This is a genomic window from Amycolatopsis sp. NPDC004772 (genome assembly GCF_053601215.1).
This window is the reverse complement of sequence record NZ_JBSGBK010000099.1, coordinates 12203-30916: the sequence shown is the minus strand read 5'-3', so window position 1 is coordinate 30916 and position 18714 is coordinate 12203. Positions and strand designations below refer to the sequence as shown.

Here is an 18714-nt window from a genome sequence, read left to right as displayed (position 1 = left end):
CCTTCGTGAGTGGTAAGGCGGGTTCTAACCCGCCTTACCACTCACGACCGGCGCCGGGGCCGGGCGGGGGAGACCCTCCGTCCGGCCCTTGACGCACCGGCCGGTGACCGCCGACCATGCTCACCGGCAGTCTTTGTTAGCGTTAACAGCGTTCCGGATCAGTGCCGACCCCGAGGACACCCATGAAGCTGCGCCGCCTCCCGGCCATCGCCGCCGTCGCCGCCGCCCTGCTGAGCGCCCCCGCCGCGCAGGCCGCGACCTACCCGGATCCCGGGTACGTGACCGGGGACATCGAGGCGGTGCACGACCCGGCGATGATCCGCGCGGCGGACGGCAGCTACCTGCTCTACTCGACCGACCAGTACCTGCAGATCCGCCGCTCCACCGACCGGATCCACTTCACGAAGATCGGCTCGGTCTGGCCGAACGGCGCCCCGTGGACCGCCCCCTTCACCGACCCGGCGAAGCCGGGCTACCTGTGGGCACCGGACATCTCGTTCCACAACGGCAAGTACTACCTCTACTACGCCGCTTCCTCGCTCGGCTCCCGCAACTCGGCGATCTTCCTCGCCACCAGCACGACCGGCCTGCCCGGCAGCTGGACCAACCAGGGCATCGTCATCCAGACCAGCACGAACAACGACTACAACGCGATCGACCCGAACCTGTTCGTCGACTCCTCCGGCCGCTGGTGGCTCAGCTTCGGCTCGTGGTGGACCGGCATCAAGATGATCCGGCTCGACCCGGCCACCGGCAAACGCAGCACGTCCGACACCGCACTGCGCAGCATCGCCCAGCGCACCGGAAGCACATCGGCCGAGGAAGCACCGTTCATCATCCAGCACGGCACCTACTACTACCTGTTCGTCTCCTGGGACCTGTGCTGCCAGGGCACCAAGAGCACCTACCGCGTGATGGTCGGCCGCTCGACGTCGATCACCGGCCCCTACACCGATCGCAACGGCGTCCGGATGACGGCGGGCGGCGGCACCCAGATCCTGGCGAGCCACGGCGCGGTCCACGGCCCCGGCCACGTCGCCGTCGTCCACGACTCCGACGCCGACGTGCTCGTCTACCACTACTACTACTCGGACGCGACGCCGCTGACGGGCAAGCTCGGCATCAACCTCATCGGCTACGACAACGCCGGCTGGCCGTACGTGTACTGACTTCCGTATAACGACCTATACCCCGTCCGACTCGGAGAGTCCAGCCATGCGGCGGTTCCTGTCCCTGCTCGTCACCCTGTTCGTGGCAACCGCGCTTGGTACGGCACCGGCCTCGGCCGTCCCGGCGGCGCCGCCGAAGCACCAGGTCACCTTCGACAAGTACTCGCTGATGCTGGACGGGCGCCGCCAGATCGTCTGGTCCGGCGAGTTCCACCCGTTCCGGCTGCCGAGCCCGGACCTGTGGCGGGACGTGCTGCAGAAGATGAAGGCCACCGGCTACACGGCGGTCTCGATCTACTTCGACTGGAACTACCACTCGCCGGCGCCGGGGGTGTACGACTTCACCGGTGTCCGGGACATGGACCGCGTGCTCGACCTCGCCGCCGAAGCCGGGCTGTACGTCATCGCCCGGCCCGGCCCGTACATCAACGCCGAGGTCACCGGCGGCGGCTTCCCGGCGTGGCTGAGCACCCAGGCCGGCCGGGCCCGCAGCGACGCGCCCGACTACCTCGCCGCGTCCGGCGAATGGCTGTCGCGGATCGACCGGATCATCGCCCGGCACCAGTACACCGACGGCCGCGGGCCGGTGATCCTTTACCAGATCGAGAACGAGCTGGCCGCCACCGGCACCGCGCAGCGCACCTACATCGCCCACCTCTACGACAAGGTGCGCGCCGACGGCATCACCGTCCCGGTCTTCCACAACGACAAGGGCCGCAACGGCATCTGGGTGCCGCCGGGCTCCGGGGTGCCCGGCACCGTCGAAGGCAAGGTCGACCTCTACGCCTTCGACGGTTACCCCGGCGGCACCTGCCGGACCGACGCGACGCCGGGCAACCCGAACGCGGCCCCGGACTGGGGGACCTACGGGCCGGGCGGGGCGAAGGGCGGCGCGAGCGCGTCACCGAACACGCCCGGGTTCGTCGCCGAGTTCGGCGGCGGCTGGTTCGACTACTGGGGCAGCAACGGCACCTACCCGTGCACCGCGGTGCGGCAGGGGCCGGGCTACGAGCGCGTCTTCTACGGCACCAACCTGGCGAACGGCCTGACGCTGCAGAACTTCTACATGACCTTCGGCGGCACGTCGTGGGGCGGGCTCCCGGCGCCGGTCGTCTACAGCTCCTACGACTACGGCTCGGCGATCGACGAAGGACGGCAGCTGCGGCCGAAGGCGCTGACCATGAAGGAGATCGGGTCCTTCCTGGCCACCGTGCCGGATCTGGCCGAGCTGGACCGGGCCGCGCCGGTGACGCCGTCGTCGGCCGCGGTGAAGGTCTACCACAACGTCAACCCGGACACCGGGGTGCACTTCTACCTGCCGGTGCACTCGCCGTCGAACGCGACGACGGACGACTCCTTCACCTTTCCGCTGTCCACATCGGACGGTGACTACACCGTTCCGCTGCGGCTGGCCGGGCAGGACGCCAAGTACCTGGTCGCGAACTTCGACGTCGCGGGCCAGCACCTGGTGTACTCGACGTCGGAGCTGATGGCCCGGGCCGCCGGCACCGTGCTGCTGCACGGCCGGCCGGGGGAGGACGGGGAGACGGTGCTGCGGTACGCGATGCGGCCGCGGGTGGACGTCCTCGCCGGGAACGTCACGAGCAGCTGGTCGGGCCACGACCTGCGCCTGGACTACCGCCACGACGGCCTCGCGCGGGTCCGGATCAGCGGCGGCGGCCGCCCGGCCGTCACGCTGCTGCTCGCCGACGACGCGACCGCGGACACGTTCTGGCCGGTGGACGGCCTGCTCGTGCGCGGGCCGGACCTGGTGCGGACCGCTCACGCGGGGTTCGTGCTCGCCGGCGACACCAAGGCTCCTCGCGACCTGGAGGTGTGGGGTGCCCGCGGTCCGCTGCTGTGGTGGAACGGCGCCCCGGTGCCGGTGCGGCCCACCGCGTCGGGCAGCGTGGTCGCTTTCCGGCCGTTGCCGGGACCGGCCGACCCGCGCCTGCCCGAGCTCACCGGCTGGCGCTCGGCCCCCGGCTCCCCGGAGGCCGAGCCGGGGTACGACGACTCGGCGTGGCCGCCGGCGGATCGGACGACGACGAACAGCACGACTCCGCCGCCGGCCGGGCAGCCGGTGCTGACCGCGGACGACTACGGCTTCGGCGTCGGCGACGTCTGGTACCGCGGGCGGTTCACCGGGACGCCGGGGGAGCAGCTCAGCCTCCGCTACGGCGGCGGGGGCGCCGGGATGCTCCAGGCGTGGCTGGACGGGCAGTACCTCGGCCAGCACGTCCTGCCGTCCGCGCTGGCCGCGCCGCCGACCACCGGCACCGCGGTGTTCACCGTGCCGGAGGGCCTGCGCGGCGACGGCCCGCACGTGCTGTCGGTGATGGTCCGCAACAACGGCCACAACGAAGACGGCGGCGTCAACGACGCGCACAAGGAGGGCCGGGGGCTGATCTCGTCGTCGCTGACCGGGGTGGCGTGGAAGCTGCAGGGCGGGACGGCGGACCCGGTGCGCGGCCCGCTGAACAACGGCGGGCTCGCGGGCGAACGCGCCGGCTGGCACCTGCCGGACTTCCCGGACCGCGCGTGGCCGCCGGCGGCGGTGCCCGCACCGGCGGCCGATCCGGGGACGACGTGGTACCGCACGACGTTCTCGTTGCGGATCCCGCGCGACCAGGACACCTCGGTGGGCCTGACGATCGGCGACCCGGCGAAGCCCCGCTCCGGCGGCCGCTACCGGGTGCTGGTGTTCCTCAACGGCTGGAACGTCGGCCAGTACATCGGGGACGTCGGCCCGCAGCACACGTTCGTGCTGCCGACCGGGATTCTCGACCCGCACGGCCGCAACACGCTGGCGCTGGCGGTGACCAGCGACGGCGGCCCGGGCAACGGCCTGGAGAAGGTCGCGCTGACCGACCTGGGCACGGCTCGTGGAGGGGTCGCGGTCCGGCCGGTGTCGTCACCGGGCTGGCGGCGGTGAAAGCGCCTTACTGCGGGCGACGATGTGGCCCGCCTTGACGACCAGGTCGCGCGGTGGGCGCGTCACGACGGCGTGGGCCGGGGTCTCCGCGTCGATCACCACGAGGTCGGCCGGCGCGCCCTCGGCGAGGCCGTAGCCGGTCAGGCCGAGGGCTTTCGCGCCGCCGTAGGTGACGGCTTCCAGGGCGACTTCGATGTCCTCGTCGCGGCGGAAGGTGCTGCGGTAGGCCAGGTGCATGGCCCGGTCGAGGAGGTCGCCGCTGCCGTACGGGCTCCACAGGTCCCGGATGTCGTCGTGCCCGCAGGCCACGTTCACCCCGGCCGCGCGCAGCTTCTGCACCGGCGGGACCGGGAAGTCGAAGACGGCGGCCGTGGTGATCGTGATGCCCGCTTCGGCCAGCCCGGCGGCCAGCCGGTCCTGCGTCGCGGCGTCGGCCTGGCCGAGGGCGTAGGCGTGGCTGACCGTCACCCGCCCGGCGAGACCGGCCGCCCGGGTCCGGTCGATGATCAGCTCGAGCTCGAACACGCCGAGCGAGCCGGGGTCGTGCAGGTGCAGGTCGATCCGCACGCCGTGGCGTTCGGCGAGGCCGAAGACGACGTCGAGGTGGCGGACCGGATCGCGGTCCATCCCGGCCGGGTCGATCCCGCCGACGGCGTGCACGCCGAGCTTGATCGCCTCTTCCAGCAGCGCGGCCGTGCCCGGGTTGGCGAGGATGCCGCTCTGCGGGAAGGCGACCTGCTCGACGCTGATCCGCCCGGCCAGCCGCGCGGCGGCGTCGCGGACGACCTCGACCCCGGTGAGGCCGGTCCCGGCGTAGACGTCGGTGTGCGTGCGGACGTGCGTGGTCCCGGCGGCGGCCATGGTTTCCAGCAGCGCGCTGACGCGGGCGGGATCGGGCAGCCCGAGTTCGGTGCGGCGGAGGCGTTCGTCGGCGATCCGGTCGGCCAGCGCGGGCCCGGCGGAGTGCGGCCGCCACGGTCCGCCGTAGAGGGTCTTGTCGAGGTGGCAGTGCGCTTCGACGAGGCCGGGCAGGACGAGGCGGCCGCCGAGCTCGACCACTTCGACGTCCCCGGCGTCTTGGGTGTCGAGACCGGGGCCGATGGCGGCGATGACGCCGTCGCGGACGAGGAGGTCCGCGGGTCCGGCGGTTCTCCAGGGACGGCCGTCGCGCAGCAGAAGTCCGGGCATCGTCGCTCCTCACAGTCGGTTCCGAGCTTCACACACTTCGGTGCGGTTTGGGGGCCGCGGCAGCGGGGTAGAGGTGATCACCAACGCTGAACCCCGTGGAAGGAGCACCTCGATGAGCGCCCCCGACCTGCCCGCGATGCTGCTGACGGCGACGACCGCGGAGCCCCGCCCCGGAACGTTGCGGGTCACGGTCACGGGCGAGATCGACATGGCCACCCGCCCCCGCCTGGACGCGGAACTCGACCGCGCGGTGGCATCGGCTCCCCGGCGGCTGGTGGTCGACCTGCTGGGCGTGGGGTTCTGCGGGGTGACGGGCGTGGCGTCACTGGGCCGCCTGCGGTCCCGCTGTGCGGAGCAGGGCATCGAGCTGGCCCTGAAGTGCTCGGTGGTGGTGCGGCGCGCCCTCGACCGGGCCGCGATCGCCCCGCTGTTCCGGATGGAGGGCCGGCCCGAGCAGCTCATCGCCCGGTGACGGACAACCCGGGATTCAGCGGCGGAACGCCCCCGCCGGAGCACCTCACCGCCCGCCGAACGTCTTCGCCTCCTCGTCCGCCGCGGCCCACTCGCGGTCCGCCGCCGCCCGGTCGCCCGGTTCTCCGCGGCGGACCAGCGCCTCGGCGTGCCGGCGCCGCGAAAACACCACCGCCGGCCAGTGGGCGAGCGCGAGGTTGTGCCGCACCGCGGCCCGCAGGTGCGGCACCGCCCGGCCGGGGTCGCCGGCCGTCAACGCCGTCGTCCCGAGCGGGTGGTGGACCGAGCCGAAGCACGCGACGCCCAGGCTCGCCATCGCCGGCAGCTGCCCGAACGGCGCCAGCAGCTCGTGGACCCGCGCCGCCGTCGCGCGGTCGTCGAGCAGATACGCCGTTTCCGCGGCCCCCGACAGCGACGTCAGCCAAGTGCTCGACCGCGGCAGCGCCCCCAGGTCTTCGCCGCACAGCCGGGCCAGCGCGCCCGCGGCCGTGCGGCGGTCGCCGGCCGAGGCGGCCGCCACCGCGAGGGCCGCGTAGTACGAGTTGTCGATCGGGCTGAGCGTCGGGGAGTGCATCAGGCCGTCCAGCACCGGGACCAGCTCGCCGAGCCGGCCCTGGAACCACCGGATCGCCACCAGCTGCGCGCCGTACCAGCCCAGCGCGTCGAAGTCGCCCGCGGCCTGGCCCACTTCGGCGCAGGCCTGCGCCCCGGCTTCGGCCTCGCGGAACCGGCCGGCGCGGATGGCCAGCATGACCTTGAGCGCGTCGGCCACGAACCCTGCCGCCAGGTGCTTGCGCTCGGCCAGCAGGTCGTCGAGCTCGCCGAGGCGCCGCTCGGCGTGCGGGTCGCCGGCCAGGAACCGGTCGACGGTGTCCCACAGCACGCCCATCACCAGGTCGGTGCGCCGGCCCGTGCGCACCCCGACGAGTTCGGTGGCCAGTGCCTGCCGCAGCGCGGCGTGGTCCGGGCCGAGCAGGCAGTGGTGGGCCAGGCTCAGCGCCTCGGCGTGCGCGACCGGGTCGCCCGCCGCCCGCGTCCGCGCGGCCGCCGCGAGGACGCGCTCGTGCGTGCCGGCCTCGTAGTCCAGTTCGGCCGCGAGCCGGGCCTGCAGCCGGAGTTCCAGTGCTGAGCCCGGAGCCACTTGCTCCAGGGCGTGCCGCAGCCGGGTCAGCAGGGACGCCGCCGCGACGGCCGTCCGGTGTTCGTGCACCCACACCCCGCCCAGGCCGAGGGCCGCGCGGGCGAGGGCGGCCGGGTCCCCGGCTCGTTCGGCCCGCACGTAGGCGGTTTCGAAGTGCTCCCGGCTGGTCCGGAGGTCGCCGTCCTCGAGCAGGGCGTGCTCGCCCGCGGTGAGGGCGTCGTCGGTCACCACCGCGGCCGCCCGGGTGGCGAGCAGCGCCGGGTGGTGGGCGAGCACCTGGCGGTGTACCTGCGCCAGCACCGGGGACGGCTCCACCCCGGACGCGGTGATCAGCCCGTGCCGCGCCCGGCGGAACGCTTCCAGGGCGTCGCTCTGCCGCCCGGCCCGGTAGAGCGCCGTCATCAGCTGCGCCCACAGCCGTTCGTGGCCGGGGAACGCGGCGGTCAGCGCCTCCAGCTCGGCGATCAGCCCGGTGTCCTCGCCGAGCGCGAGGTCGGCGTCGATCCGGTCCTGGACGGCGTTGTGCCGCAGCCGGTCGAGCCGCATTCCTTCCGCCGCCAGGGTTTCGACGCCGCCGAACTCCTCGTAGGCGGTGTGGCCGCGCCACAGGTCCAGCGCGGCGGCCAGCCGCTCCCGGGCGGCCGCGGGCTCCCCGGCGGCCAGCTCCCGCCGTCCGTCGGCGGCGAGCTGTTCGAACCGCGCGGCGTCGAGGGCCTCCGGCGCGAGGTGCAGAACGTAGCCCGGCGGCCGGGTGCGGATCGCCTCCGCGCCGACCGTGCCGCGCAGCCGCGAGAGGTACGTCCGCACCGTGCGGTCCGCGTGTGCGGGAGCCTCCTCGCCCCACAGCGCGCGGCCCAGCGCGGGAACGCTGACCACCCGGCCCGCCTCGGCGGTCAGCACGGCCAGCAGGGTCCGCAGGCGCGGGCCCCCGACGTCCCGCGGCTCGCCGTCCAGCCGCACTTCGAACGGTCCCAGCACCCCGAGGTCCACCCCGCCCATGCCCGCCCCTCCGCGACGCGGGTATCCCGCGCGCTCCGGCGTACAGGAGCGGGCCGGACGCCGTGGGATACATCCGACGCCCGAGTGATTCTGCGTCGACGAACTGTCGATGGATTGTCGACGGGCGCTGCGAAGCTCGGCAGGCGCGGACCGGGAGGGTCCGCGGCCACCGGTTCTTCGGGAGGAAGTCCATGAAACGCATGATTCGGGGTCTCGCACCGGGTTTCGCCCTCGCGGCGACGGGCGCGGCGGTGCTGGCGGGCGCGCCGGCGGCGAGCGCCGCACCGGCGCACACCGCGGCGGTCCTCGAGGTGAAAAGTGCCACTTGGGGCCAGCTGCACGTCGGAGACTGCGAGCAGGACAACGGCACCATGGTCATCCGGTCGGACGGCACGGGTGACTGGAGCGCGACGACGCTGACGTTCCAGACGCACTCCGGCGACGTCTGGCACTCCAGCTTCGACTTCAAGACCACGGCCGGGACGAAGCTGTTCTCGGCGGGCACGTTCGACAGCCCGCGGATGGACGACGGCAACCCGCCGCCGCGCTACTTCTGGACGAAGCACTTCACTTACGACGCGTCGCTCTTCAGCGCTGTCAACATCTTCAAGACCATCCAGCACTCGAGCTGCTGATCACGGAACCGCCCCGGGTCACGGTCCGCCGGGGCCCAGGGCGGTGCCCGCGACGGCGCCGCCGGGGCGGGGTTCCTTGAGCTCGACGAACATCGCGTGCGTCGGCGTGGCGCCGACGTTCTCGCCCGCGTGCTCCTGGGCCGCGACCCAGCGCACCGCACCGGCGGGCAGTTCGACGCCGACCTCGCGGCCGCCGGCGGAGATCCGGCGGCTGAACGCGCTCAGCGTGACCATCACCGTGTCGGGGTGGCGGTGCGGGGCGGTCCGGTCGCCGGGGGTGTCCTGGTACTCCAGGACCCGCACCCGCTCGTTTTCGAAGACCACCCGGTACAGCTCGGGATTCGTTTCGGCCGGGTCACCGGTCATGGCCGCCTCCTTCGTGGGACGTGAGTACCATGATGGCATGGAGATACCGTATGAGTCCACGGGCCGCAGCAGGCAGAAGGGCCGGACGCGCGCGGCACTGGTCGCGGCAGCGCACGAGTTGCTCGCGAACGGCGTCTCCCCGACGGTCGAGGACGCCGCCGAAGCGGCCGGGATCTCCCGCACCACGGCCTACCGGTACTTCCCGAACCAGCGCGCACTGCTGCTGGCGGCGTACCCGGAGATCTCCGGCGACGCGGGCCTCCTGCCCCCGGACGCGCCCGCCGACCCGGCCGCCCGCCTCGACCTGGTGATGCGGGCGTTCCTCGAGTTCACCCTGCGCTGGGAGCCCCAGCTGCGCGCGCAGCTGCGGCTGTCCCTTGAGCCCGGCGCACCGCAACCGGTGCTGCGGCGCGGCCGGGCGATCCGCTGGATCGAGGAGGCACTGGCCCCGCTGGCGGACACGCTGGACGTCCACGCGCTGGCGGTGGCCATCCGCTCGGCGACGGGCATCGAGTCGCTGGTGTGGCTCACCGACATCGGCGGCCTCGACCGCCCCCAAGCGGCCGAGGTCCTCGCCGGTTCGGCCCGCGCGATCCTGCGCGCGGCCCTCGAGCAGGCGGCTAGCTGATCGGCACCGTCGCGGTGCAGGAGCTCGTGCCGTTGTCGAAGGTCGCGGCCGCGGTGCCCGCGTACATGGTCGGCACGGCGGTGGTCGACGGCATCGTGAAGGTGGTGTTCCCGGTCGTCGCCGCCGTCTGGGAGTACACCGTGTGCGTCGCCGAGCCGGCGCGGTAGGAGATCCGCAGGGAGACCTTGCCCGCGACGTCGCCGATGTACGGCCCCGACGTGGTGTACCCGCTGATGATGCGGTGGTAGCTGCCGTCGGTCTCGTACCGGAGCGTGAACGTGCCGCTGAAGCCGCCCGCCTTGCAGATGGCCGTCCGCTGGACGATCGTCGCCGCCTCGGCCGGCGTCACCAGCACCGTTGCACCGGCCAGCAGCGCGACCAGCCCGGCCTGTACCGCAGTCTTCATCTTTCTTCCTCCCTCTCGCATCTTGTGATCCTGCCCGGTGCCGCTTCCGTTCCGCTTCCCTTCAGGTGGTGGTGCGGACCAGGTGGACGGGGCAGGCGGCGTGGTGCAGCAGGGCCTGCCCGGTGGAGCCGAGCAGCAGCCCGGGGAAGCCGCCGCGGCCGCGGTCGCCGACGACGACCAGCTGGGCGGCGCCGCTGCGTTCGAGCAGTTCCTTGCGCGGATGGGCGTGGACGACGATCTGTTCGACTGCGACGTCCCCGGTGTCGTGGGCGTCCACCCGTTCGCCGAGCAGCCGGCGTCCGGCCTCGGCGACGCATCGGGGATCCCGGTGCGGCGGCGGACTGTCCGCCCAGGCGTGCAGGACGATCAGCGGAGCTCGCCGCGCCCGCGCTTCGGCGACGGCGGTCGCCAGGACGCGGGCACCGGCCTCGCTGCCGTCGATCCCGGTGACGACGGGTCGCGAGGCGGCGCCGGGCTCGTCCCAGCTGTCCCCGCGCACGACAACGGTGTCACAGCGAGCATGCGTCCCGACGGCGGCGGCGACCGACCCGGCGAGCAGGCTGGTGAGCCTGCCGTGCCCGGTGGACCCGACGACGAGCAGCGCGGCGGACCGCGAGGCCTCGACCAGCGCCTGGGCGGCGCGATCGGGATCGAGCCGCGTGGTGGCATCGGGCACCCCTTGCGCGGCGGCGAGTTCCTGAGCGGTCCGCAGCGCCCGGCGCCCGCGGGCCCGCAGGGCGTCGACCATCTCCTCGGGCGGAGGCACCACACCCCCGGCGAGAAGGGCGGGGACGTCGAGGGCATGCACGATCTCGAGCGGAGCACCCCGAAGCCGGGCGGCCCGGGCAGCCCACCGAACGGCATCGAGCGACTCGCCCGACCCATCCACCCCGGCAACAACCCTCAACCCGGCAGCGGCGGTCATTTCCAAGACTGTAGGCCCGCACGCCCACCCCCGGGACGCTTTTACCGCAGCCGGGCCCACCCAGCCTGCTGCCCCCACCCAGCCCGTCGCCCACCCCGGTCTGCCGCCGCGCGTCCATTCGAGGACGAGGGTGGGTGGTGTCCGGTCGCGGGGTGGGGGTGGGTCCGGCAAGATCGGCGGCGGTCCCAACCCCGGAGGAGCCGATGGCGGTGCTGGTCGTGGCGGCGGCGGTGCTCGGCCTGGTCGTCGGGTCGTTCCTCAACGTCGTGATCCACCGGGTGCCGCGCGGCGAGTCCGTGGTCCGCCCGCCGTCGCGGTGTCCCGGCTGCGGGCAGGACATCAAGGCCCGGCACAACGTCCCCGTCTTCGGCTGGCTCGCGCTGCGCGGCCGGTGCGCCGCCTGCGGTACCCGGATCAGCGTCCGGTACCCCCTCGTCGAGCTCGCCACCGCAGTCCTCTTCGCGCTCCTGGCCCTGCGGCTCGACCCGCCGGACCTGCTCGCCTTCCTGTACCTCGGCGCGATCGGCATCGCACTCGCCGTCATCGACCTCGACTGCCGGCGCCTGCCGAACGCGATCGTGCTGCCGTCCTACCCCGTTCTGGTGGTCCTGCTGACGGCGTCGGCCTGGTACCGCGGCGACTGGTGGTCACTCGCCCGCGCCGGCATCGGCGGCGCCGCGCTGTTCACCTTCTACCTCCTCCTCGCGCTGGCCTACCCGGCCGGCATGGGCTTCGGCGACGTCCGGCTCGCGGGCCTCCTCGGCGGGATCCTCGCCTACCTCTCCTGGGGGACGCTGCTGATCGGGGCGTTCGGCGGCTTCCTGCTCGGCGCCCTCGCCGGCGTCGTCGTGCTGGCCACCGGCAAGGGCGGCCGCAAGACCGCGCTGCCGTTCGGGCCGTTCATGATCGCCGCCGCCCTCCTGGCGATCTTCGCGGCCGGCCCGCTCGGCGACGCCTACCAGCGGCTGACCGGCCTGGCCTGACCGGTCACCGGTTCCCCGACCAGCTCAGCACCGACACCTGACGCGCTCCCGGCACCGGATTCGTCGGATCACCGTCCACATAGGCCACCCGCGCGCGGGCGGCCGGAACACCACCCGGCGCGCAGGTGGCCGAACCCGCGCACACGTACGCCGAGAGGTAGACCCCGAAGACGAACCCGGGCGAGTCGTCCGGCACCTCGATGACCGCCCCGGTGAACGTCACGCTCCCGGTCTCCTTCACCCACAACGACCGCGCGATGACGCCGAAGCGGAAGATCGGCTCGGTCGCGTTGTTCAGCGTGACGTCCAGGACGGCCTTGGGCGCGTACGTCGTCCCCTGCACGTAGAACCGGTTCCCGGAGTTGTTCACCGTCGTGACCAACGCACACGCCGCGCTGCTGCTGTACATGAGCTGGGTGCACCCGCTCTCCGCGCGCAACGCGGGCGGGGTGTAGGTGAGCTCCAGCTGCAGCGCATCCACCAGTTCCGTGCCCTCGTGCTTCACGGTCACGCCGTAGCTCAGCTGCCCGCCGGTGAAGGTGCCGTCGTACACCGCCTGCGCCAGCTGGTTCGTCACGTCGGTGACGTCGGTCGCGGGCGTGCCATCGCTCGGCGTGGACAAGCTCAGCGTGATTGGCGAACTGCCCGCGGGAGTGAACTGGGCGGTGCGGGTGTCCTTGTTCGCGCCCTGGTCGTTGCGGTGGGTGACGCGGATCTTCGCCGAAGTCAGGATCGTCCCGGCGGGCGGCACCGCGGCGGGGGCGAAGCCGGTTGCGGTCAGCGCGGCACTGCCGCCACCCTTGCCAGGCGAAACCCATGTCGCGCCGGTGTCGTCCACTGTGGACAGAGAGGCTGCCGTGCCGGTGAAGCCGCCGGTCACCGAACCGGGGCCGAGCGTCGCCGTCACCGGAGATTCCGCGCCCGAGGTCAGCCCGTACACGGCCACCGGCGGCCGGTCCGCACGGTACGTTCCGCAAATCTCCGCCTGCCCCGCCTTCACCGCCAGCCGGCTGTCGCCGCCGAAGACGAACTGGACGCCGACCGCCTTCGCGTCGTCGATCGGGTTGTCACAGGCACCGGGGATCTTCGCCGGGACCGGCGGCTTGGCGATGATCCGCCCGCTCTCGTCCACCGGCGTGCCCGCGACCAGGTAGCCGTTGTCGATCGTCCACACGTCGTCGCCGGCGAGCAGCGACGGCGGCCGGACCGAGGCGCTGTTGCGGAAGTCGAAGTAGTACGTGCCGGGCGTGAACCAGAACGTGCTGTCCTTGCACTTGCTGCTGCTCGACATCATCGCCGACAGCCCGGCCGCGTCGTCGTAGAACCCGGGCTGGAACGTCACCAGCGAGCCGGACCTGGTGCACGGCGGCAGCGCCTGGCGCGGCGGTACGGACGTCAACGCCGGCGCGTAGCCGGGGTCCGCGCCGAGGCTCGACCCGCCGTAGCCGCAGGACGTCGCGGGCGTGCTCCGGATCGTGCCCGAGCAGGCGCCGCGGGCGTACACCGCGGTGTTCGTGTCGAGCGCGCCGTTGACCACGCGGATGTTCGAGTTCGAGTACACGATGCCGTGCACCTTGAACGACGACCCGGTCGGCTGCTGGATGGTGAGCCCGTCCTCGCCGCCGGTCCCGAGGGTGAGGATCGCGTTGCCCGGCCGGTTGCACACGCTCAGGGACGGGCACTGGATCTGCACTTTCGCCGGATCGGCGGTGCACGACACGGCGGCCGAGCCGGCGCTGCCGAAGTTCGGCAGCGTCAGCGTGTCCGACGCGCCGAAGCAGTGTTCGCCGGGCGCGCCGGTGAACGTGCTGGTGCGGATCGCGTTGATCCCCGCCTGCAGCGCCCCGTCGGCCGTGTAGGCCGACGCCGCCTGGTCGCGCAGGTTCACCGTGGTGCGGACGCTGGTGTCGGCGAACGACAGCAGCGCGCCGAGCACCACCGCGATCACCGTGACCAGCACGAGCACCAGCGGCAGCGCGGCCCCGGTGTCGTCGCCCTTCCACCGGCGGGTCATGTCTGCCTCCGTTGCCCGAACAGGGTGATGGGGTAGGGGTCGGCGCGGCGCGCCACGGCGGTGAAGGTGAACTTCACCCACAGCGGGACGGCCGCGGCGGTGCACGGGCTCGAGCAGGTGATCGCGGGTGTGCCCGGGACGACGTTGTGTGCGACGACCGAGTCCGACGAGGGCGCGGAATCCAGGCAGCGCAGGCGGTGCAGCTCGGTCCCGGCGAGGTAGTAGGCGACGATCGCGGTCCGCCGGGTCGCGGTCGGCGTGCCGGTGTCCCAGTCGTCGGACAGCAGGCGCACCAACGAAACCGGCGTCGCGGCCGTGCCGCACACCTGCCCGCCGCTGTCGTAGGCGGCGCCGAGCTGGACCGACGGCGAGTACGGGACCTGGCCGTTCGCGACCTGGCCCGAATAGTCGCGCAGCCCGACCGCGGCGACGTCCTGGGCGAAGAACGCCGAGCTCTGCTGGGCGTCGTGCGACACGGCCAGGCGGGCCGACGTCGCATCGGTGTTGCGGATCGAGACGATCACCGCGTTGGCGATCGGCGCGGCGACCACTCCGAGGATCACGACGACGACCAGCAGTTCGATGAGCGTGAACCCGGCGTCGGACCGGCGGCTCAGCACAGCGCCTCCCCGAGCCCGCACCGCTTGCGCACCACGACCTCCAGGCGTTCGCTCGCCCGCCCGTCGACGCTGGCGACCTGGAGGGTCACCTGCTGCAGCCCGCTGTCGGTGCCGCAGGTCGCCGACCACGCCGAGCCGGTCCAGTACTTCACCGACGTCACCGAGCCGGTGAACCCGGACGGCACGGTGAATCCGGCGGGCGCGGCGTACTTCGCGGGCGCGGCGCACGGGAAGTACCCGCCCGCCAGGACGGCCTCGCCGAAGTCGCGCACCCCGGCCCCGGCCGTCGCCTGCTTGCGGTGGACGTCGGACATGAACGCGCTCACCCCGATCCCGCCGACGACCGCGAGGACGGCCACGCCCAGGATCGCCACCGCGACCAGCAGTTCGAGGAGGCTCTCGCCCCGGTCGCCGGTGCCCATCAGAGGTGCACCTGGCCGAAGATGCCGTACATCGCCGAGACGAGCGCGACCGCGACGAACCCGACGACCAGCCCCATCACGACGATGACGGCCGGCTCGAACAGCGCGGTGAGCTTCTTCAGCCGGTAGTCCAGCTCGCTCTCGTAGTACTGGGCGGTCACCTCGAGCTGGGTGTCGAGCGTGCCGGTGTCCTCGCCGACCCGGATCATCTGCGCGGCGGTCACCGGGAACAGTCCCGAGCCGGTGAGCGGGCGGGCCAGGCCCTCGCCGTTGAGCACCGCCTGCGCGACCCGGCCGAGCGCGCGCATGAACACGCGGTTGCGCAGCGAGTCCGTCGCGACCCGCAGGGCCTCCGGCAGCGGCACCCCGGCGCTCACCATCGACGACAGGATCCGGCAGAACCGCTCGACCAGCGCGTGCCGCACGGTCGGGCCGATCGCCGGGACGCCGAGCAGCGCGCGGTCGCGGGCGTACCGGCCGCCGGGCGTGCGCACGGCGACCAGGTACCCCGCGATGCCGGCGAACAGCCCGGCCAGTAGCGCCCACCACCAGTGGCCGAGGAAGTCGGTGACGGCCAGCAGCATCCGCGTCGGCAGCGGCAGCTTCGCGTTCAGGCTGGCGAAGAACGACTTGAACCGGGGGAGGACGAAGGTGGCGAGTACGACGACGGTGACGACCGACATCAGCGCGATCATCGCCGGGTAGATCAGCGCGGCCTTGATCTTGCGCCGGGCTTCGAGGTCGCGCTCGAGGTAGCCGGCGAGCTGGTCGAGGACGACGTCGAGCTGCCCGGTGAGCTCCGCCGAGCGCAGGATCTCGCGGTAGAACTCGGGGAAGATCTTCGGGTGCCGGTCGATGCAGTCCGACAGCCGGTCGCCGCCGCGCAGGCCCTGCCCGACGTCCCGCAGCATCCGGGCCACCGAGGAGTTCGCGGCCTCCTCGCCGAGGATGTGAACCGCGTCGATCAGCGGGAGCCCGGCCCGGACGAACGCGCCGAGCTGGCGGGAGAGGTGCATGACGACCTCGCGCTTGACCCGCGGCGCGGTCAGCTCCAGGCTCAGCACGCTCTTCTTCTCGGTGATCTCGATGTCGCGCAGTTCGCGTTCGTACAGCGCGAGGACGGCGGAATCGGCGTCGGCGGCCTTCTGCACCCCGCGGGTGCGCTGCCCGTCCGGGCCGGTGGCGACGTAGGCGTACCGGTTCATCGGGCGCCTCCGGTGAGGTAGATCGACCGCAGCACCTCGGCCGGGGTGGTGACGCCCTCGGCCACCAGCCGCAGGGCCTCGTCCTGCAGCGTCCGCATGCCTTCCTTGCGGGCCAGTTCGTGCACCTCGCGGTGCGGCGCGCTCTCCAGCACCAGCGTGCGGATGCCTTCGCTGACCGGCATCAGCTCGTAGACGCCGGTGCGGTCGAGGAACCCGGTCTGCGCGCAGAAGTTGCAGCCGGCCCCGCGGACGAACCCGCCCGCCGGGCCGTCCGCACCCAGGGCGTCCAAAAAGGACATCTCCTCGGCGGACGGTTCGTAGTACTCACTGCAGCGCGCGCAGATCCGCCGGACGAGCCGCTGGGCGAGCACCGCGGTGACCGAGGACGCCACGAGGAAGTTCTCGATCCCCATGTCCAGGAGCCGGTGCAGCGCCGACGCGGCGTCGGTGGCGTGCAGCGAAGAGAGCACGAAGTGGCCGGTCAGCGCGGACTGCACGGCGATGCGCGCGGTGTCGACGTCCCGGACCTCGCCGACCAGGATGACGTCCGGGTCCTGGCGCAGGATCGACTTGAGGCCGTCGGCGAAGGTGACGCCGGTCTGCTCGTTGATCTGGATCTGGTTGATCGAGGACATGGTGTACTCCACCGGGTCCTCGATGGTCATGATGTTGCGCTCGCTGCTGTCGAGCTCGCTCAGCGAGCCGTAGAGCGTCGTGGTCTTGCCGCTGCCGGTGGGCCCGGCGCAGATCACCATGCCGTAGGGCGACTGCAGCACCGACGTGTAGCGCGCGGCCATCTCCTCCGGCATCCCGAGCTGGCGCAGCCGGAACAGCGGGCGGCTCTTGTCCAGCAGCCGCAGCACGACCTTCTCGCCGCCGACGACCGGCGTGCTGGCCACCCGGATGTCCACCGGGCGGTCTTCGACGTCCATGCTGATCTGGCCGTCCTGCGGGCGGCGGCGCTCGACGATGTTCATGCCGGCGAGGATCTTGATCCGGCTGGTCACCGCGGGCCCCATCGAGCCGGGCAGGTCGAGGACGTCGTGGAGGACGCCGTCGATGCGGTAGCGGACGCGGATCCGCTCGGCCTGCGGCTCGACGTGGATGTCGGACGCGCGGTCGCGCAGCGCCTGCTTGATCATCAGGGCGACGACGTGCACGACGGGCGCATCGTCGTTCGCGGTGGCCGGCGCTTCGGTGCGGGCCGCGTCGCGGCGGACGGCGTCGCGGGCTTCGAACGCTTTGATCTGCTGGTCGACGCCGGTGAGCGCGCGGTAGGTGCGGCCGATGGTGGCCAGGATGTCCGCGCGTCCGGCGACGGCGACGGTCACCGGCCGGCCGAGCGCCTGCTGCAGCGCCGGGGCGGTGGCGGCGTCGGCCACCGCGACCAGCACGGTGTCGTCGCGGACGGCCAGCGGGATGGCGCAAAGTTCGCGGGCCTGCGCCTCGCCGAGCAGGTCGGCGGCGGCGCGGTCCGGGGTCACCGTGCGGAGGTCGACGGTCCGGGCGCGGAGTCTCATGCCGGCACGCTCCGGGGCCGCGGGGCGATGTCCTGCGGGTGGAGGCTGCGCGCGGCGGCGTCGGCGGGGGTGACGAGTCCGGCGGCGACGAGCTGGGACAGCGACTGCTCCAGCGTCACCATGCCTTCGCGGCGCCCGGTCACCAGCGCGTTGCGCAGCTGGTGCGGCTTGCCCTCCTTGATGAGGTTGCGGACGGCGGTGTTGGCCACCAGGACCTCGAAGGCGGCGACGAGGCCGCCGCCGATGCGGGGGAGCAGCCGCTGGTACACGATCCCGGTGAGGGCAGCGGCGAGCTGCACGCGAACCTGCTCCTGCTGCCCGGCCGGGAAGACGTCGATCATCCGCGCTAGGGACTGCGCGGTGTCGTTGGTGTGCAAGGTGGCGAAGACGAGGTGCCCGGTCTCGGCGATGGTGAGGGCGAAGCGGATCGACTCGAGGTCGCGCATCTCGCCGACCAGCAGGACGTCGGGGTCCTCGCGCAGGGCGCTGCGCAGCGCGGCGGGGAAGGATTCGGTGTCGGTGCCGACCTCGCGCTGGTTGACCGCGGAGCGCCGGTGCTCGTGGACGTACTCGATCGGGTCCTCGACGGTGAGGATGTGGCAGGCGCGTTCGGAGTTGATCCGGTCGATGACGGCGGCGAGCGTGGTCGACTTCCCGGAGCCGGTCGGCCCGGTGACGAGCACGAGACCCTGGTGCCGGCGGGCGAAGTCGGCGAGGACGGGCGGCAGGCCGAGATCGGCCATGCCGGGGATGCGGCGCGGGATCATCCGCAGCGCGACGACGGTCTCGCCGCGCTGGGTGAAGGCGTTCCCGCGGACGCGGGCTTCGTCGCGCCAGCCGAAGGAGAAGTCGAATTCGCGGGTGGCGCGCCAGGCGAGGGCCTGGTCGTCGGTGAGGAGCTCGGCGAGCAGGGCGCGGGTGTCCTCACCGGTGAGGACGGGCTGGCCGGGGACCGCGGAGAGGTCGCCGTGCACGCGCAGCTGGGGCGGCAGTCCGGCGGTGAGCAGCAGGTCGGTGCCACGCGCGTGCCACAAGGCCTCGAGCAGGCCGTCGACGCGGCTGCCGATCTGGGTGGGCATGGTTTCCC

Annotated in this window: 17 protein-coding genes; 6 read left to right on the top strand and 11 right to left on the bottom strand. The window is 72.9% G+C overall.

Annotation, left to right across the window (positions count from 1 at the left end):
* The first annotated feature begins 182 nt into the window (after positions 1 to 182).
* Both ACWEF6_RS37090 and ACWEF6_RS37085 read left to right on the top strand, forming a co-directional pair.
* Positions 183 to 1169 (top strand): arabinan endo-1,5-alpha-L-arabinosidase, encoded by a 987-nt coding sequence (locus ACWEF6_RS37090; RefSeq protein WP_449687231.1) that lies wholly within the window; start codon positions 183 to 185, stop codon positions 1167 to 1169.
* Positions 1170 to 1215: 46 nt separating this feature from the next.
* Positions 1216 to 4104, top strand: a complete 2889-nt coding sequence (locus tag ACWEF6_RS37085) for a beta-galactosidase (protein ID WP_449687230.1) — start codon at positions 1216 to 1218, stop codon at positions 4102 to 4104.
* Here the strand turns inward: ACWEF6_RS37085 and ACWEF6_RS37080 are convergent.
* Positions 4084 to 5292, bottom strand: coding sequence for an amidohydrolase family protein (locus ACWEF6_RS37080; protein ID WP_449687229.1), 1209 nt, complete (start codon positions 5290 to 5292; stop codon positions 4084 to 4086). The two genes, ACWEF6_RS37085 and ACWEF6_RS37080, sit on opposite strands and share 21 nt — an antisense overlap.
* Before the next feature lie 112 nt (positions 5293 to 5404).
* On the opposite strand from ACWEF6_RS37080, the gene ACWEF6_RS37075 reads away from it, so the two are divergent.
* Positions 5405 to 5764 carry an STAS domain-containing protein gene (locus ACWEF6_RS37075; protein ID WP_449687228.1) on the top strand — a complete coding sequence of 120 codons (360 nt, stop codon included), beginning with the start codon at positions 5405 to 5407 and terminating at the stop codon, positions 5762 to 5764.
* A 45-nt stretch (positions 5765 to 5809) separates the two neighbouring features.
* Here ACWEF6_RS37075 and ACWEF6_RS37070 read toward each other — a convergent pair whose 3' ends face one another.
* Positions 5810 to 7903 carry a BTAD domain-containing putative transcriptional regulator gene (locus ACWEF6_RS37070; protein ID WP_449687227.1) on the bottom strand — a complete coding sequence of 698 codons (2094 nt, stop codon included), beginning with the start codon at positions 7901 to 7903 and terminating at the stop codon, positions 5810 to 5812.
* A 191-nt stretch (positions 7904 to 8094) separates the two neighbouring features.
* On the opposite strand from ACWEF6_RS37070, the gene ACWEF6_RS37065 reads away from it, so the two are divergent.
* On the top strand, positions 8095 to 8538 hold the full coding sequence (locus tag ACWEF6_RS37065; RefSeq protein WP_449687226.1) for a DUF6294 family protein: 444 nt from the start codon (positions 8095 to 8097) through the stop codon (positions 8536 to 8538).
* An 18-nt stretch (positions 8539 to 8556) separates the two neighbouring features.
* On the opposite strand, the gene ACWEF6_RS37060 is transcribed toward ACWEF6_RS37065, so the two are convergent.
* Entirely contained in the window at positions 8557 to 8904 is a 348-nt protein-coding gene (locus ACWEF6_RS37060) for a cytoplasmic protein (RefSeq protein ID WP_310976197.1), read from the bottom strand.
* Between the two features lie 37 nt (positions 8905 to 8941).
* Between ACWEF6_RS37060 and ACWEF6_RS37055 the strand changes: the two genes are divergently transcribed.
* A complete protein-coding gene (locus ACWEF6_RS37055; protein WP_449687225.1) occupies positions 8942 to 9532 on the top strand; it encodes a TetR/AcrR family transcriptional regulator in 591 nt (196 codons plus the stop codon).
* Here ACWEF6_RS37055 and ACWEF6_RS37050 read toward each other — a convergent pair.
* Positions 9525 to 9938, bottom strand: a complete 414-nt coding sequence (locus tag ACWEF6_RS37050) for a hypothetical protein (RefSeq protein WP_449687224.1) — start codon at positions 9936 to 9938, stop codon at positions 9525 to 9527. The genes ACWEF6_RS37055 and ACWEF6_RS37050 overlap by 8 nt on opposite strands.
* Before the next feature lie 61 nt (positions 9939 to 9999).
* Positions 10000 to 10863: a universal stress protein gene (locus ACWEF6_RS37045; protein WP_449687223.1), complete on the bottom strand. Its 864-nt coding sequence runs from the start codon at positions 10861 to 10863 to the stop codon at positions 10000 to 10002.
* Between the two features lie 203 nt (positions 10864 to 11066).
* Between ACWEF6_RS37045 and ACWEF6_RS37040 the strand changes: the two genes are divergently transcribed.
* On the top strand, positions 11067 to 11846 hold the full coding sequence (locus tag ACWEF6_RS37040) for a prepilin peptidase (RefSeq protein WP_449687222.1): 780 nt from the start codon (positions 11067 to 11069) through the stop codon (positions 11844 to 11846).
* 4 nt (positions 11847 to 11850) lie between these two features.
* Here the strand turns inward: ACWEF6_RS37040 and ACWEF6_RS37035 are convergent, their stop codons facing one another.
* Genes ACWEF6_RS37035 through ACWEF6_RS37010 form a run of 6 tightly spaced genes read right to left on the bottom strand, consistent with a single transcriptional unit; the run spans position 11851 to position 18706 of the window.
* Positions 11851 to 13860, bottom strand: coding sequence for a hypothetical protein (locus ACWEF6_RS37035; RefSeq protein WP_449687221.1), 2010 nt, complete (start codon positions 13858 to 13860; stop codon positions 11851 to 11853).
* Complete coding sequence (locus ACWEF6_RS37030; protein ID WP_449687220.1) at positions 13857 to 14480, bottom strand: prepilin-type N-terminal cleavage/methylation domain-containing protein; 624 nt, start codon at positions 14478 to 14480, stop codon at positions 13857 to 13859. Before ACWEF6_RS37030 ends, ACWEF6_RS37035 begins: the two co-directional genes overlap by 4 nt.
* The gene (locus tag ACWEF6_RS37025; RefSeq protein ID WP_449687219.1) at positions 14474 to 14902 is read right to left on the bottom strand and encodes a type IV pilus modification PilV family protein; all 429 of its coding nucleotides are present in this window, start codon (positions 14900 to 14902) and stop codon (positions 14474 to 14476) included. Before ACWEF6_RS37025 ends, ACWEF6_RS37030 begins: the two co-directional genes overlap by 7 nt.
* Positions 14902 to 16107 (bottom strand): type II secretion system F family protein, encoded by a 1206-nt coding sequence (locus ACWEF6_RS37020; RefSeq protein WP_449687218.1) that lies wholly within the window; start codon positions 16105 to 16107, stop codon positions 14902 to 14904. Before ACWEF6_RS37020 ends, ACWEF6_RS37025 begins: the two co-directional genes overlap by 1 nt.
* Positions 16104 to 17627, bottom strand: coding sequence for a GspE/PulE family protein (locus ACWEF6_RS37015; RefSeq protein WP_449687217.1), 1524 nt, complete (start codon positions 17625 to 17627; stop codon positions 16104 to 16106). Before ACWEF6_RS37015 ends, ACWEF6_RS37020 begins: the two co-directional genes overlap by 4 nt.
* Positions 17624 to 18706, bottom strand: coding sequence for a type IV pilus twitching motility protein PilT (locus tag ACWEF6_RS37010; protein ID WP_449687216.1), 1083 nt, complete (start codon positions 18704 to 18706; stop codon positions 17624 to 17626). The genes ACWEF6_RS37015 and ACWEF6_RS37010 overlap by 4 nt, the downstream gene beginning before the upstream one ends.
* Between the last annotated feature and the right edge of the window lie 8 nt (positions 18707 to 18714).